The following is a 17,635-nucleotide window of genomic DNA, read 5'->3' as shown; positions in this document are numbered from 1 at the left end:
AGTATCACCATTGTTGATACTGTATTCTATTGTACCCGTTCCTGTAGCGTTGACAACAATCGTGCCTTTGGGGTTGGCGCAAGAAGGTTGGGTGACGGTGGGGGCTTGGATAGCTGCCACAGGGTTCACCGTTATACACACTGGCACTCCAACTTCATAACATTGCTCATCAAGACAGGCATCAATGATTTGTGCCAGCGTGAAACCAGTCAAATTACCACAGCCATTATTTAACCCTAAATATGCTATGGTATAGACACAATACTGATTGGGGGCAGCAGTGGCAAAAAATGCTTCTGCTTGCTCTATGGAGGCATAAGAACCGATTGCTGCATTATTTTGAAAAATAACAAAAGTACTGGTACCTGTTTGTCCTACCTGCGTCAGGTCCACACTTCCCCCCTGACAGATGCTTTCTACATTTGACGAGAGTGTACCAGCAGTGACATTGGGAGGTGAAGTAAGTACGACGGGGTTGCTTCCGTAAGTCGTCGCACAGGTAGGGTTGCTGCCTTGAATACGTGCTTTGATGTTATAGTTCCCCGCAGCTAAATTGTTGAAAGTGGCATTGGTACTCCAAGTATCCCCATTGTTTATACTGTATTCTATTGTACCCGTTCCTGTAGCGTTCACTACAATAGTCCCCGTGGGCACGGCGCAAGTAGGTTGGGTGACGGTGGGAGCAGTGATGTTGGGGGGAATACAACTCATGGTAAAGTTCAAACACCAGCCTCCAATGCTTCCTGTATTAGTAGCGGCATCATCTACTGCATACAAATACCAAGTGCCATTTGGATTACTATTATTAAAAAGTATTCCCAAACATGTGGTACTCGCGGAGGTATAAGGGCCCGCCGGAGCAGGGGCAGGAAAAACATCGGTACCTACCTCAAAATCGGTCGGTCTGAAAGTTCCGCTGACCAATGTCGTGTTCGTGTTGTCTGGCAATGCACTTCCTGCACTTGAGTCGAAAATCAAATCAAGGTTTGTGACGGCATTCGTACCGCCGACATCAGACATAAAAACATATTTTTGACCAGTCGGAGAGTACAGCAGTAAGTCAATGTCATTAGGCGCGGTGTGCGTTAAGTTTTTCAGCGTAATCGTTACTTTATCAATCGTACCCGTTAGGCCCGATACAGAAATGCAGGAGGGATAAGGCGTAGCCTCCCCATTATCATTGATTGTAATGCCGCCTTCGTTACAAAAGGTAGTACCGGTGGTGACCGTACTACTACTTGAGCAAGCCGCATCATCATTCCTGATTGTTCCAACACCTTGGGCATCCGTAACGTTTGCCCCCGTTACATGGGTAATATTGACAAAAAAAGATTCGTCTGACTCAAATTTTAAATCACCATTGACAGACACTGTAAAGGTGTATGTCGAACTACCTTGTGGAATCGTCTGACTTGTCAATGATTTGGCCGTATAATCATTATCAGCTGTAGTGGCTGTATTATTAGCCGTAGCAATATCAAAGGTCACACCACCTGCATGTGCAGGTTGATCAAGGCTAACCGTAAAAGTATAAATAGTATTTCCGGCGTTGCCCTCCAATTGGCTGACATCATCGATACTAAGAGTTGGTGTTGCCAGCCCCAAACATTCAATCACCACTTCCCCACCGGCAGCATTGGCCCCGGCGGCGTTGCTTTGGTTGATGCCCGCGTTGTAGGAGCCGCCACCAGCACCACCACTAATACCATTACTACCATTACTACCTCCACTATATCCACCACCACCACCACTACTAGGACCACCACCATCACCGGCACCACCACCACCATTACCACCACCACTATCACCGGCACCACCACTACCATTAAAATCAGAAACACCCGAATTAATACCACCACCACCAATAGCAGAGGTACCAGTAGGCCCACTTGCACCACCGCCACCAACGCCAGAAAGACCACCACCACCACCACCACCACCAGCAACAGGACCAATAGCATTACGACCGGGCGCACCGGCTATCAGCTCCAGCACCTGCCCCGCCGTCACGCTAAACTCCCCCGTAATCGTAGCACCGGCACCACCGCTATCCCTATTAGAACCATCCCCGCCTTTTGCGCCTTTGGCCGTAATACGGATGAGGTAGGGACCCGGAGCTGTCCAGGTAGCAGTGGTGCCGTTGCGGCTACCGGTGGTAGCCGAGATACTAAAGGTTGGGCATTGGCCGTAGCCGGTTTGGCTAATCAGGCTGTTACCTATCAGCACCATCAGAAAGTAACTGCTAAAAACCGATGGGAAGCCCGACATACGGGCCAATCCTAAAATAGATGCGTAAAAATGAGTCATGGTTGGGTAAATGTGAGACATGAGATTTATGGGTGTGCAGGGTGGTAAATAGAGAGACGGCTGATTTTTTGGTTTTCATTTGACCAACTGTACATTGTTGGCTTGGGCAGTGCTTTCGTCATGTGTACAACTCAAGCAAAGCAATCCCGCCAACAGCGCACTGAAGAGCCTTCTTAACGTCATGGTTGAGGGGATTGTTAGCCTAGTTGATTTGAGGACGGAATACGCAGAAAAAATGTGCTGACCGACAGAGTAAAAATAGAGAGAATAAACAAAACAATGTTAGTCTATTCGTCCAATTACTTAGTCTATTGTTCCAAAATTTAGTCTATTGTTCCGTATCACTTCAAAAAAGGGTCAAAATGGAGAATATGAGGAGCTACTTACTCTACTGATGAAGTAATGGGCAAGCCAAACTTTTTTAAAACGGCCTGGAAGCGGGGCTCTTTGCGAATGGCTCTGTACATGGGAGTCACTAAAATCTCGGAAGAGACACGCCCCATCGAAGCTGCCTTTTCCAAACAAATTAAACTGCTGTCTTTTTGACCTAAGCCAGCATAAAGCATGGATTTACTGACAAAATCCTGCGCTTGGTTACCCATTTTATTCAGCAACGTACGAGTAGGGGTTGGATTTCCCAACCTAGCCGCGCAATACGCACTGCTCACATTCCCGTACTTCATGTTTGGATTGAGTTGTTCCATTTTCGTAAACTCCTTCAGGGCTTTGTCGAACCGGTTGTGGTACAGCTCATACTCACCTCTCGCCATGTAATACACAAAGGAGTCATCAAAAATCAATTTTCCGTCGGCAAGGGCTTTTTGAGCTAAATCGTCACGATTGGCATACGCACAATTCCAGATATGACCAGAGAGAATTACGGGATACAATGGATCTAACGAAACAGCCTTGGTGCTATACCGCAGGGCTTCGCTCAGTTGGCCCATGGAGCGCAATAACAGACTGTACCAGTAGATAGTTTGGGCATCGTTAGGGCGATATTTGAGAGAGATTTCGTAGGCCGTTTTGGCTTGTTTCCACCTAAACCGCCCACGGTAAATGTTACCCAATGTGGCATAGGCTGTACTGTTATGTTCATCCAACTGAATGGCTTTGAGTGCTTGCTCTTCGGCCAGCTCCATCGACGGCTGTAGCTCCCGATACCCCATATTTCCTAAAAACAAGCACGCACTCGCTTTGTAAGCTTGAGCTTCGGCAAAGGTGGAGTCTAGGGCCAGCGCCTTGTCAAAACGAAGAATACTTTCGAGCAATTTTTCTTTGGTACGGGTCAGGCATAAGGTACGTCCGAGCAAAAACTCCTGATAAGCTTCCTGATTTTGCGTAGGTACGCGTTCCAATTCTTGCAAAAGCGCGGGCGAAATCTTTTGTTTCAATTGCGCCACAATGCCTTGTATCATCTCATTCTTCAATCGGAAAAGTTGGGACAAATCCCCTTTGAATTGTTGACTCCAAACTTGATGTTCGTCCTGCGCGCGTATCAGCGTCAGTCCTATTTCGATGGCGTTATCCTGCTCCTTAACCGTTCCTTTTAATAGATACACCACCCCCAGTTCTTTCCCAATCTGCCCATTGGGTTTGTTAGTATCACGGTACTGATTTGTTGAACCTTGGGCAATCACTTTTAGGTTTTCAATCAACGAAAGCGATGAATGCAGGCCGTTCAGGATACCATCTGCCAAAGCGGGATCTTGGTTAAGACTTTTGAAAGGCAAAATGGCAACGGAGTTATCAAAATACGGCAGGTAATCGTCGGAAGCGTTGGCCGTCGAAGATTTTAACATTCCCCAAAACACCCCGCCCGCCACGAGCACCATTATTATTAGGCCAACAACGACCCAATTCCGACGCGTCATGGGGCTACTCGGCGGCGTCAGCGTTTCTTCAAGCAACAAAACCTCTTCTTCTACCGCCTCTACTTCCTGCGGAATCGGTAAATCATTTTTACTTTTTCGGTATTCCGTAGGGCTAATGCCATAGGCTTGAATAAAATACTTGCTAAAATTTTGGGGGCTATCTATACCTACCAAACCCGCGATTTCGGTGATACGCAAATTGGAAGAATCAAGCAGCGCCTTGGCTTTGTCAAGACGAATACTCCTAATATAAAGCGTCGTAGAGAGTTGGGTTTTTTCTTTAACAATGCGGTGAAGGCGCGTTTTACTAACTCCTAATTCTTTATAAACCGCCTCTAACGAAAGTTCGGAATTGCTTACATTATTTTCAATCAGCCGAGTTAGTTTTTCGAGAATCTCGCTATCCGAACGGTTCATAATAGACATATATCAATAATAGAGTAAGCATAAACGCTAGTAAATATATCCTTTTTGGGGTGAAAATTCCTAAAAGGTCAAACGTATATTCCGTGTTTTCCCTCTGAAAGAACCCAGATTTTCACCTCGTGTCTCCCCCATTCTTCTTCATTCTTCGGGTTCGGGCAAGCCTTCTTGAATAATAATCGTGTAAAATTGACACTTTCTAAGATGACTGAACATTTGTAGCGCTTATTTGGTGATTTGTGCTACTCTATTTTTGAGTCACCCCCTTTCTTTGCAGCAGTAATATCATATTATTTATTAAATAAATTATGTTTTCATTGATTTATGAGAAACATTAACTTCTACATTTCCACCACTCAGAAAAAGCTGTGCCTGGTCATCTGGTGTGTATCGCTTTTGATTGGGTTTTCGGGCTTGTCGTTGAGAGCACAAACGACAAAAGCCCAAACAGTAAAAGGGACGGTGAAGTCCAACACGGGAGAAACCATCCCTGGCGCTACGATTGTCCTCAAGGGAACCACCCGAGGAGTAAACACCGATGCTTCGGGCGAGTTTTCCATCACTTGTCCGCCCAATCAAACATTGGTTGTAAGTTATGTTGGTTACAAAACCAAAGAGGTCGTGGTTGGAGCTAAAACAACCATCAACGTCGTACTGGAAGAGTCACTGTCAGAACTAAACGAAGTCGTTGTGGTTGGTTACGGACGGCAGCGCAAAGAGGGCGTTGTAGCATCCGTTACCCAAACCACCAACAAAGAGCTTGAACGCGCGGGAGGGGTATCAAGTATTGGTGCGGCATTGACGGGTAACGTCCCTGGACTTATCACCAATGCCAGTACAGGACTTCCTGGCGCAGAAGACCCTCAGATTTTGATTCGCGGTCGTAGCTCTTGGAACAACTCTGAGCCCCTCATTCTTGTCGATGGCGTGGAGCGTCCTATGACAAGCGTGGACATCAGTTCGGTTGAAACCATCACGGTCTTGAAAGATGCCTCGGCTACTGCCGTTTTTGGTTCGAGAGGTGCCAACGGGGTTATTTTGATTACGACCAAGCGGGGGCAAACGGGCAAGGCTTCCATCAGAGCTACCGTCAACACCATCGTGAAAGCGGCGTCCAAATTGCCCAAAAAGTACGACGCCTACGATGCGTTAAGAATCCGAAACGAGGCTATCGAATACGAGCTCGCTACGCGTCCTGAGGGATGGAGAAACTACTTACCAGAAGCCATCCTTGGCAAATACCGCAATCCTGCCAACCTAGAGGAAGCCGAACGCTACCCTAACGTCAATTGGGAAGAAGCGTTGTTTAAATCTCATGCGATTTCTAACAATGCCAACCTGAACATCAGCGGGGGAACCAATTTGGTCAAGTACTTCACCAGCGCCGACTTCTTGCAAGAGGCTGATTTGTTTAAAGTGTATGACAACCGCCGTGGCTACCAACAGGGTTTTGGCTTCAACCGCCTCAACGTACGTAGCAACTTAGATTTTCAGTTGACAAAAAGCACGGTATTAAAAACCAACCTCTCGGGTTCGTATGGCGTCAGAAAAAGCCCTTGGGGGTTCACAGGTAGCGAATATGGCCCTTGGATTGATGCCTACAATGCTGCTCCTGACTTGTTTTTGCCCAAATATGCCGATGGCTCATGGGGTTTTTATGCTCCCAACCAAGCAAGGGCTGAAAACTCCGCTTTGAGCCTTGCGATTGGCGGTGTTCAGTACCAAACTACCGCCCGTATTACAACCGACTTTACCCTCGAACAAGACCTAGACATGCTTGTCAAAGGGTTGAGGGCGGCAGGAACAGTATCATTGGACAACACCTTTGTTGAGTCGAATCGTGGGGTAAATGACCTTTACAACAACACCCAACGCAAATGGATTAACCCCGAAACGGGCGTAGCTACGTACCAACAAGCCGTGGATGGCATCACTGGTTTTGATTTTCAGGAAGGTATCAAATGGTCGCCCGCCGCTGGAAGTATTGGCGCCAGCCAACGCCGTTTGTTCTATCAGCTCCAACTGAATTACAACAAAACCATTGCTGGCAAGCACAACATCAACTTGATGGCTTTGACCAACAGAAACGTCTTTGCCAGTGGTAACACCATTCCATCTTACCGCGAAGACTGGGTATTTAGAACCACCTACAACTTCCACAATAGATACACCATCGAGTACAATGGTGCCTACAATGGCTCTGAGCAGTTTGCGAAAGACTATCGTTTTGCCTTTTTCTCTTCTGGAGGTGCCAACTGGGTTATCTCAAACGAGCAATTTATGAAGCCAATTCGCTTTGTCAACTCGCTTAAACTTCGGTTGTCGTATGGCCAAACAGGTTTTGATAACTTGGGCGTTCGCTGGCCTTACTTAGAACAATGGGCTTATGGCGGAAAATCAAGACTCGGGGTAAACGGGGAAGGTGCTGAGCAAAGCCCTTATACGTGGTATTCTCAGTCCACCGTCGGGAACCCTACCGTACAATGGGAAGAATCCGAAAAATACAACCTTGGCTTAGATTTCGAGCTTTTCAAGGGTTTTGTCAAAGGGAAAGCTGATTATTTCCAAGACAACAGAAGTAAAATCCTCTTGACAGGTCGGTCCGACGTCCCAAGTTACTTTGGCGCCGCCCCTCCAGTTGCCAACTTAGGTGCTGTAAAAGCCAATGGTTACGAAATCGAGCTTCATTTTAATAAAAATCTTGGCAAAACACGTTTGTGGGCCGATCTCAACATGACTCACACTGAAAATAAAATCCTTGAACGCGCTACGCCAGAATTGCTACCCGACTACCAAAAACCAGAGGGAATGCAAATCGACCAAGCTTATTCTTACGTGAGCAAGGGCTTGTACAACACTTGGGACCAGCTTTATGGCAGTACCATGCACAATGTGAATGACAATCAGAAATTGTTGGGAAATTACTACTTAGTCGATTACAATGGCGACGGGGTGATTGATTCTCAAGACCGAATTCCATACGGACATACTGGCTGGCCACAAAACACCTACAATGCCACTTTTGGTTTGGACTGGAAAGGGTTCTCGGCGTTTGTTCAGTTCTATGCGGTCAACAATACAACCCGCCAAGTGGTGTTCACAAGTTTGGGCTCACAAAGCACGACTGTCTATCATGAAGGAGAATATTGGTCACCTCAAAACCCAACAGGAACCCCCATCCCACGCTGGCTTACCACACCTTTTGGCGACTACCGAGGCAACCAGTATATGTTTGATGGCTCGTATTTGCGCTTAAAAAATGCGGAAATCGCCTACAACTTCACGCCAGAACGTAGTCGAAAGCTTGGACTGAACAGCCTCAGAATCTATCTCAACGGAAACAACCTCATTGCTTGGAGCAAAATGCCTGATGATAGAGAGTCCAATTTCGCTGGAACAGGCTGGGCGTCGCAAGGAGCTTATCCTACAGTGAAGAGATTTAATTTAGGTTTAAACATTACTTTCTAATAAATCAACCATGAAAAAGAGAATAAAACTTTTCTGCGTAGCGGCAGTTTGTTCCCTCACTTTTGGGGTTACTTCATGCTCACATTTTTTGGATCGTGACCCACAATCGCTTGTATCTGAAAAAGATGCGTTTAAAAACTTTATCAATTTCCAAGGTTTTACCGAAGAGCTTTATCATACCATTCCCGATTTTTCTAATGGCTACTGGACCAACTCGTGGAACTGGGGCGAGGACGAAATCCAATCGACGGCTCAAAACTTTCACTTTGGGGTAAAAATCGAAAACGGCGACTTCTGGGGCTGGCAACGCAATTTTGACGGCTGGCAAGCGGGATGGATGGACCGCAACAACAACTCAACCAACGACGACCGCTTTACAAAATCGCTTTGGGGGTTGGGCTGGTATGGCATCCGCAAAGCCAATTTAGGACTTGCCAATTTGGATAAATTGACCGATGCTACCCAAGAAGAAAAAGACCTCATCAAAGGGCAATTGTTGTTCTTCCGTGGCTGGTATCACTTCATGTTTATGCAGTACTTTGGCGGACTTCCTTACATCGACAAAGTGCTTCCTGGCGATGAAAAACTGACCCTCCCTCGCCTCAAATACAGTGAATGTGCCGACAAAGCCGCCGCTGATTTCAGAGAAGCAGCCAACTTATTGCCTACCGACTGGGACAATACAACCGCTGGAAAAAGAACATTGGGCAAAAACCAATTGCGCATCAATAAAATCATGGCGCTGGGTTATTTGGGCAAAAATTACCTCTGGGCGGGCAGTCCATTGATGAATTCGGTGTCGGGTGGCGGTACTTCGTACAATGCTGATTATTGCAAAAAAGCAGCCGAAGCATTTGGCGAATTACTCAAGTTGTGCGAAAGTGGCGAAGCACCGCATAAATTAGTGCCTTTTGCTCAATTCTATACCAACTTCTACACCACAGGCCAAAACTGGCAAATCCCAGGTGCAACGGAGGCCATCTTCCGTGGCCCTTACTATGGTGCCAATAGCTCAAACTGGGGAACAAGTAAGCAGTACAGCCCGCTGATTATCAGCGAAGGTGATGTAAAATTTTTGCCAACGTCCAATTACGTCAACTACTACGGAATGGCCAATGGCTTGCCTATCAAGGACATCACAAAAGCCGATACCGAGTCGGGTTATAACCCCGAATACCCTTGGAGAGGCCGCGACCCACGTTTCTACAATGACATTGTTTTTGACGGTGTCCGAATGGTCGCTGGGAGCATTCCTAACGCCAGCGAAGCCAACAACCGCTACGCCAACTTACACACGGGTGGCTCCTACCGCGACATTGCCACGGGAAGCCGCACGGGCTACTTGTTGTTCAAATTTGTGCCACGTACGGCCAACAAATACGACCAAGGGTACGGCTATGACAAAAGCTTGCACGTTCACCTACCGTACATGCGTCTGGCCGATATTTATTTGATGTATGCCGAAGCTGCGGCTCAGGGCTATGGCTCGTCGGCGGGTAAGTCAACAAACTACAGCAAAACCTCCGTCGATGCCGTCAATGTCATCAGAGAACGCGCAGGAGTAGGTCGTGTAGATGCGCAATTCTTGGGTTCTTTGGACAAATACATGGAAGAACTTCGCCGCGAGCGCGCCGTGGAGCTTGCCTTTGAAGGTCACCGTTTCAATGACCTCCGCCGTTGGCTCTTAATTGCCAAAAGCCCTTATACGCTCAAAAAATCAATTGAATTTGACCGAGCAACAGTGTTAGACCCTACCAAAGACCCGAAAGATAACCGTGTCTTGAACATCCGTGAAAGTGTTATCCTCGAACGCAGGTTCACCGAAAAACACAACTGGTTGCCACTCAAGGTAAACGACGTGAATTTGTATTTGGAATTCCCTCAAAACCCTGGTTGGTAAAAGGTTTGCGACTTCCCAAAACGAGATAATCAATTGATAAACGAATAAGCAATGAAGTTTATAAAAATATTTTTGGGCTTGTGTCTCCTGTTGGCTTTACCCAAAGCCAACGTCATAGGACAAAACACGGCGCCTATTAAAATCAAAGCCACCATCGTTGGCACCAACAAACAGCCCATCAGTGGTGCTGTGGTAAAAAGCTCCGATGAAATCGGGAAAGCTACTGTGACCGACGCCTCGGGTACGTTCACCCTCGAAGTACCCAAAAACGAAATGCTCTCCATCGTTGCCCCAGGTTTTAAAACCAAATACATTACCTCAACGGGGCCAATCGGTGAAATCGTGATGACCCCCGAAGAAGTCAACGAACAAGTTCGCGTTGCTTTTCGGGATGTCGATAAAAAGGACTTGCTCGGCGGCGTAGCCTCGGTCAACGTGCAAGAACTGCTCGCTAAAAATTATTTTACCTATACCCTTGCCGACATGGAAGCGCTGATTCCAGGTTTCAACGGCAATAGTAACTGGGGCATGGGCAGTTACTTGTTTATGATTGATGGCGTTCCTCGCGAAACTGGCAACGTAGCCCCTACCGAGATTGACCAAATCGTGTTTTTGAAAGGTGCCAACGCAGTTGCCTTGTACGGTAGCCGCGCCGCCAAAGGCGTGATTAATGTCATTACGAAACGAGGGGGAATCGGTCAAAACAAATTTGACTTGCGGGTCAACAGCGGCGTCAACACACCCAAAGCTTTTCCACGCTATTTGGGCTCGGCCGAATACATGACCCTCTACAACGAAGCACGCCGAAACGATGGGCTCACCAACTTGTACTCTGAGTTAGACATCTACAATCATGCTTCGGGTCTAAGCAAGTACCGTTATCCTAACATTGATTTTTACTCGCCCGAATACCTCAAAAATGCCTACGGTAGCTACGATGCAACGGCGGAGATTTCGGGTGGAAACGAGCGCGTGAAGTATTATACCAACTTAGGATATGCCACTTCAGGTTCTCTCTTAAACTTTGGCGAAGCGAAAAACAACAACAACTCTGACCGCCTCAATTTCCGTGGAAATATCGACATCAAGTTGAACGAGTTTATCAGCGTAAACGCCGATGCTACGGCCATTTTCTTTACGGGACGTGGCGTAAACGCTAACTTTTGGAACAGCGCCACCACGGTTCGTCCCAATCGTTTCGCTCCCTTGATTCCCATTGATTTGATTGAAAAAGAAGACGCTGCTTCTCAGGTATTTGTTCAAAACAGCAACAACATTATTGATGGAAAATATTTACTTGGTGGTACACAGTTAGACCAAACCAACCCCATCGCCACGATTTATTCGGGTGGAAATAACCAATACGCAAACCGACAATTCCAGTTCAACACAGGAATCAAGGCCGACCTCAGAAACGTATTGAAAGGGCTTAGTTTCAAGTCAGCTTTTGCCGTTGATTATGCCACAGAATATACGTTATCATACAACTATTCGTATGCTACCTACGCCCCTACTTGGAATAAATACAGCGGTACTGACCTCATTAGCAACCTAACTGTTTATAACCAAGACGCACGCTCTGGTACCCAAAACGTGTCAGGCAACCGCTACCGCCAAACGATTGCTCTCTCAGGTCAGTTCAATTACGACCGTACCTTCAACGGCAACCATCATTTGTCGGCGATTTTGTTGGCCAATGGGTTCCAGCAGTCGGAGTCGGCCATTTATCACCGTACAAGCAATGCCAACTTGGGTTTCTTGGCCAGCTATAACTTTAAGCACAAGTACTATTTAGACCTGAGCGCGGCCTACATCCATTCGGCCAAACTCCCCCCAAACAATCGCCAAGCACTCTCGCCGTCGGTTGCTTTGGGCTGGCGAGTAAGCCAAGAAGATTTCTTGCGCAACTCCAGCGTCATTGATGACTTAAAACTGACGGCCTCGGCCAGCATTTTGCACACCGACCTTGACATCCAAAACTACTTTTTGTACCAAGGCGTTTATACAGGCGCAGGCTCGTGGTATGGCTGGAAAGACGGTACGGGTATTCAGGCGACCGAGTCGCGAAGAGGAGATAACCCCAACATGAAGTTTCCCAAAAGAGAAGAAATCACCCTTGGATTTGAGGGGACATTTTTCAAAAAACTCTTGACACTCAATGGTTCGTTCTTCATCAACAAACTCTCTGGAAATATTATTCAAGCCTCTGTTTTGTTCCCAAGCTACTTTACCACAGGCTGGCCAGTGTCATCGTTTATTCCTTTTGTCAACTACAACGACGACAAGCGGGTTGGCTTTGATTTTGGCGCAAGTGTGAACAAAAAATACGGCGAAGTGCAGTGGACAATGGGCGTCAATGGGACGTATTATGAAGCTATCGCCAGCAAAAGAGCAGAATTGTACGAAAACTCGTACCAAAATCGCCAAGGCAAACCCCTTGATACCATGTGGGGCTTACAAAGCTTAGGGATGTTCCAAAACCAAGATGAGATTGTGAACTCTCCTACCCAAACGTTTGGCCAAGTAAAACCAGGTGACATTAAGTACAAAGACCAAAATGGAGATGGCATCATCGACACCCGCGATGAGGTTTACCTTGGCAAAGGCGGCTGGTTTGGTTCTCCCCTTACGTTGGGGGTAAACCTGACGGCGCAGTGGAAAAAGCTAACGTTTTTTGCCCTTTGTACGGGCCGTTTTGGCGGAAATGCCATGCGTAACAGCTCTTATTTCTGGGTGGATGGGGAAGATAAGTACTCAGACGTGGTCAGAGGAAGATGGACCGAAGAGACAAAAGCGACGGCCACTTACCCAAGATTAACCACCTTAAACAGCGATAACAACTTCCGCTCGTCTGATTTCTGGATGTACAAAACCAACCGTTTTGACCTGACAAAAGTACAAATCACCTACGACTTGACAGATCTGCTCAAAATGAACTCGTTTGTGCGTGAGTTAGGTGTGTATGCCAATGGCTTTAGCCTGCTGACCGTTTCTGAGAATCGTAAAATCATGGAAATGAACGTAGGCAATGCCCCACAAACACGCTTGTTCAACCTTGGGATAAAAGCCCAGTTCTAAATTATTAAAACTTCATTTTTGACTGTTACACTATGTTCTGTATCAATAAAGGAATAGGAAAGATACTGGTTTGTGCAACTGTTTTATTGACAGGATGCCAAGACCTTCTAGAACCTGCCATTGAGAATAATAGGCAACTAGACGCCAGTGCGTACTTACCAAGTGATTCGAGATTTCCATTTGGTATTTTGCTCAATGGCTACAACAGGATTCCTACCAACTCGTGGTCGTTCAATGACGTTGCTACCGACGATGCCGTTAGTAATGATCAAAACAATGCGTACCTGAAAATGGCAACGGGACAATGGACGGCTAACAACAACCCCGCCAACCAATGGACCAACTGCTTTGCGGGTATTCAATACCTCAACATCACCCTCGGGGAAGTCGATAAGGTACAATGGGTAACCGACCCCGTGGCAAATAAGTTGTTTTCGACCCGAATCAAAGGAGAAGCCTATGGGCTTCGTGCGTTGCTGATGTACCACCTCTTGCAAACACACGCAGGCAAAGGTGTGGGTGGGCAAATGCTTGGTGTTCCTATTTTGACCAAAGTGCAAACCACCAGCGATAATTACAACTTGCCACGGGCTTCTTTTGAAGATTGTCTCAAGCAAATTTATCAGGATTTGGACAGTGCTGACATTAAGCTTCCACTTGATTATCGCGACATTACGTTGGGACAAGAAGCGCAGATACCCGCCAAATACGGCAAAGTAACGCTCGAACAGTACAACCGTGCCTTTGGCGTTACCTTCAGTGGTTTGTTTACGGGACGCATCGCCAAAGCCGTTAGAGCACAAACCGCTTTGTTGGCCGCAAGCCCTGCTTTCAACAATGGCAATGCCACCAAATGGACAGACGCAGCCAATGCCGCAGCAGCAGTATTAAACCTGAGCGGTGGCCTCAGTGCCATTCCAAGCGCCGCCGCCAGCGGTCTCACTTGGTACTCGAATACCACCGAAATCGGCAACCTAAAAGACGGAGCAAATCCACCAGAAATCATCTGGCGCAACAACTGGGGTGAAAACAGAGACTTAGAACAAGCCAATTTCCCTCCTACTCTATTCGGCAACGGGCGCATCAACCCTACCCAAAATTTGGTAGATGCGTTCCCGATGCTCAACGGCTACCCCATTAGCAACCCCCTCAGTGGCTATAACCCTGCCGACCCTTACACCAACCGCGACCCTCGTTTGAGAATGTTTATTTTGGTCAATGGAGCAACGGCGGGCGTCAACAACACGGCCATTAACACCACAGCGAACGGCACCACCAACGACGCCCTCAATCGGGTAGAAACCTCCACCAGAACGGGGTATTATTTACGAAAACTGCTGCGTCAGGATGTCAACCTAAACCCTACTTCTGCCAGCAACCAACGCCACTACAAGCCGCATATTCGTTACACCGAAATCGCCTTGGCCTACGCCGAAGCCGCCAACGAAGCCTTTGGCCCTACGGGTACAGGTGCCAACACCTACTCGGCCTACGATGTCATTAGAGCGATTCGTAGAAGAGCGGGCATCGGTCTTACCAACAACGACCCTTATTTGGAAAGTGCCAAAGCCAGCAAAGAAACCATGCGTCAGCTGATTCGGGATGAACGCCGCCTTGAGCTTTGTTTTGAAGGGTTTCGATTCTGGGATTTGCGCCGTTGGAACCTCCAGCTTACCGAACCCGCCAAGGGCGTAAGCATTCAAAATGGTGTTTATACCATCTTGCCCGCCGTCCAAGACCGAGTGTTTAAAACCCACATGAAATACGGCCCCGTTCCGTACTCAGAAATCTTGAAATACTCCGCACTTGAACAAAACGAAGGCTGGAACTAATCATCAACGATTCTTTTATCATTGACAAAATTTTTAAATTTATGAAAAGATTTGTTTTAATACTGGTACTGTTCACCGCTGGGCTTGCCTCTTGTAATCAGGAAAAGATTTTTCCTGATTACAAATTCCAAAACGTCTATTTTGCCTACCAATATCCCGTACGAACCATCACTTTTGGTGAAGACACCTACGTCAATACCGACTTAGACAACCAGCGTAAATGCCAAATTTTTGCGGCAACTGGTGGTGTTTACGAAAGCCGCAAAAACATATCGGTCAAAATAGCGGTTGACAACTCCTTGCTAAAAAATGGGCTATTGTTTGGGGCGGGCAAAGACGAAATTCTTGCCATGCCAGCCAACTATTTCACGTTGGCTTCCGATCAAATTATTATTCCAAAAGGAGCATTGTCAGGCGGGGTGGACGTGCAGCTAACCGATGCGTTTTTTGCTGACCCAAAATCCATCAAAAACACCTACGTTATTCCGTTGAGAATCACCCAAACCGATGCGGACTCTATTCTTCGCACCAAGAATTTTGTTTTGTATGCCATCAAATACGTCAACCCTTGGCATGGCAACTACCTCCGACGCGGCACGGACGTTGTGACGGGAAGCGTAAACCAGACCATCGTTCGCCACGCGCAGTTTGTTGAAAAAGACGAAGTAAATAAGCTCTCAACCAAGTCGATGAGTGAGCTTGAATTTCCTGTGGTCATCAAAGACAAAGACGGCAAAAACGTCAATGTTACGCTTTTGATGCGATTTGAGGGAGAAAACAAATGCACCATTACGTCGGCCTCGACCAGCTATACCGCAAGTGGAAGCGGCACGTTTGTCAAAAAAGGCGAAAAAAACAGCTGGGGTAGCAAAGACCGCGATGCGTTGTACCTCAAATATGAAATTACCATGGCAGGTATGAAAGTAGCCACCACCGACACCCTCGTGATGCGTGACCGCACGGTGGCATTGGAAACTTTTACACCCGTGGCAAAATAACCTTTGGGCCCATTAGAACAGTAATCTTATGAAAAAAATACATAAACTCGTACTGGGAGTTACCACCTGTGTGGCAGCCTCATGTACCACTTTTGAGCCCGTTGACTTCAACGTCGATAAGCCCGAAAGTGTCGCAATTCAGGAGAATATTGATGCTTATCCCGCATTAAAATCCTACATCAACCGCAGTGTCCATCCAAATTTTAAGTTGGGAGTTGCCCTTTCTTTGGCCGATTACAACAACAAAAACGTCATGTATCGGTTGGCCAATAAAAATTTCGATGAAATTGTCCTTGGCTACGAAATGAAACACGGGGCTGTAGTGCAGTCAAACGGTAATTTAGCCCTCGACAACGTGGGCAAACTGTTGGAAACCGCCAAAGCCGCAGGAACATCGGTCTATGGACATACGCTCTGCTGGCACGCCAACCAAAATGCGACTTATTTGAAAAGTGTCATTGCCCCTGATATTCTGTCATCAACAGGACCAGGTTGGGATTTAATCACTGGCACTGATTTTGAAACCGATGCCGCCACTAATTTCCAGAGTAACGCCAATGCCGTAATATCCTATACTGCCGCTGGCCAAGGTGCCAACGGAGTGGGTAGGGCTTTGAAAATCACCAATGCCAGCGTGCGCGCCAACGACTGGGAAGCGCAATTTTTCGTACGATTTGCTCCTGCGGCCGTGTTGGGAGAAAAATACATCCTTAAAATGGACGTGAAGGCCGATGTGGCCGCCTCTTACCCAACGCAGGCCCATGTAACGCCCGGTGCTTACAAACACTGGGACTTTTTTGGAACGATTGCCGCTACGCCTACTTGGACGACTTATACCAAAGAGATTACCGTTACCGCTGACATGGCTACCTGTGGCGCCATTGCTTTTAATCTTGGTAAAACGGCCACGAATTATTATTTCGATAACCTCTCTTTGACAAAGTACAATGCAACTGGAAGTGTTCAGACAAAGGAAAAAACACCTGAACTAAAGAAAACACTCATTACCAGCGCTTTGGATAAATGGATGTCGGGCATGATGACTGTAGCCAAACCTTACGTAAAAGCGTGGGATGTGGTAAATGAACCAATGGACGACGGCAAACCATTTGAATTAAAAACGGGCGTAGGTAAAACCCTCAAAGGTGACGAATTTTATTGGCAAGATTACATGGGTAAAGATTATGCCGTAACGGCCTTTCAATTGGCAAGAAAATACGGCAATCCTACCGATATTCTTTTCATTAACGATTACAACCTAGAGTACAATTTGGATAAGTGCAAAGGAATCATCGAGTATGTGAAGTACATCGAAAGTAAAGGGGCAAAAGTGGACGGTATCGGAACCCAAATGCACATCGACATCAACTCGGACAAAACCAAGATTACGGAGATGTTTAAGCTATTGGCTGGTACGGGCAAATTGATTAAAATTTCGGAGTTAGATATTGGTATGGCGGGCGTAAAAACGGCGGCAGCCACTCAAGAACATTACAAGGCACAAGCCGAAATGTACAAGTACGTGATTGATAAGTACTTTGAGATTATCCCAGCCGCCCAACGCTACGGCATCACCATCTGGAGTCCGTTGGATAGTCCCGCCAGTTCAAGCTGGAGAGCCGACGATCCCGTAGGGCTTTGGACCCAACAATACGTGAGAAAATTAGCCTATTCGCAAGTGGCGGAATCGGTTAAGGCCAATATGAAGTAATCGTCAAAGTACGACGTCTTTTTCAATCCCCCACATGTAAAAAA

Annotated in this window: 7 protein-coding genes and 1 pseudogene; 6 read left to right on the top strand and 2 right to left on the bottom strand. The window is 46.9% G+C overall.

Annotation, left to right across the window (positions count from 1 at the left end):
* Both AC23N5_RS09405 and AC23N5_RS09400 read right to left on the bottom strand, forming a co-directional pair.
* A pseudogene (locus AC23N5_RS09405) lies at positions 1-2,328 on the bottom strand (hypothetical protein); the annotation flags it as partial.
* 362 nt (positions 2,329-2,690) lie between these two features.
* Positions 2,691-4,607: a helix-turn-helix domain-containing protein gene (locus tag AC23N5_RS09400; RefSeq protein WP_487755356.1), complete on the bottom strand. Its 1,917-nt coding sequence runs from the start codon at positions 4,605-4,607 to the stop codon at positions 2,691-2,693.
* A 321-nt stretch (positions 4,608-4,928) separates the two neighbouring features.
* Between AC23N5_RS09400 and AC23N5_RS09395 the strand changes: the two genes are divergently transcribed.
* Genes AC23N5_RS09395 through AC23N5_RS09370 form a run of 6 tightly spaced genes read left to right on the top strand, consistent with a single transcriptional unit; the run spans position 4,929 to position 17,591 of the window.
* On the top strand, positions 4,929-8,072 hold the full coding sequence (locus AC23N5_RS09395; protein ID WP_183973711.1) for a SusC/RagA family TonB-linked outer membrane protein: 3,144 nt from the start codon (positions 4,929-4,931) through the stop codon (positions 8,070-8,072).
* A 10-nt stretch (positions 8,073-8,082) separates the two neighbouring features.
* Positions 8,083-9,972 carry a RagB/SusD family nutrient uptake outer membrane protein gene (locus AC23N5_RS09390; protein ID WP_487755355.1) on the top strand — a complete coding sequence of 630 codons (1,890 nt, stop codon included), beginning with the start codon at positions 8,083-8,085 and terminating at the stop codon, positions 9,970-9,972.
* 51 nt (positions 9,973-10,023) lie between these two features.
* Positions 10,024-13,050 carry a SusC/RagA family TonB-linked outer membrane protein gene (locus AC23N5_RS09385; protein WP_487755354.1) on the top strand — a complete coding sequence of 1,009 codons (3,027 nt, stop codon included), beginning with the start codon at positions 10,024-10,026 and terminating at the stop codon, positions 13,048-13,050.
* Between the two features lie 32 nt (positions 13,051-13,082).
* Entirely contained in the window at positions 13,083-14,882 is a 1,800-nt protein-coding gene (locus AC23N5_RS09380) for a RagB/SusD family nutrient uptake outer membrane protein (protein ID WP_487755353.1), read from the top strand.
* 41 nt (positions 14,883-14,923) lie between these two features.
* Positions 14,924-15,880, top strand: coding sequence for a DUF5627 domain-containing protein (locus tag AC23N5_RS09375; protein ID WP_487755352.1), 957 nt, complete (start codon positions 14,924-14,926; stop codon positions 15,878-15,880).
* Positions 15,881-15,908: 28 nt separating this feature from the next.
* The gene (locus AC23N5_RS09370) at positions 15,909-17,591 is read left to right on the top strand and encodes an endo-1,4-beta-xylanase (RefSeq protein ID WP_487755351.1); all 1,683 of its coding nucleotides are present in this window, start codon (positions 15,909-15,911) and stop codon (positions 17,589-17,591) included.
* The last annotated feature ends 44 nt before the right edge of the window (positions 17,592-17,635 follow it).

The organism is Runella sp. R5_40, assembly GCF_057652295.1.
The sequence above is the reverse complement of the archived record's forward strand: the minus strand, read 5'-3'. Positions and strand labels throughout refer to the sequence as shown.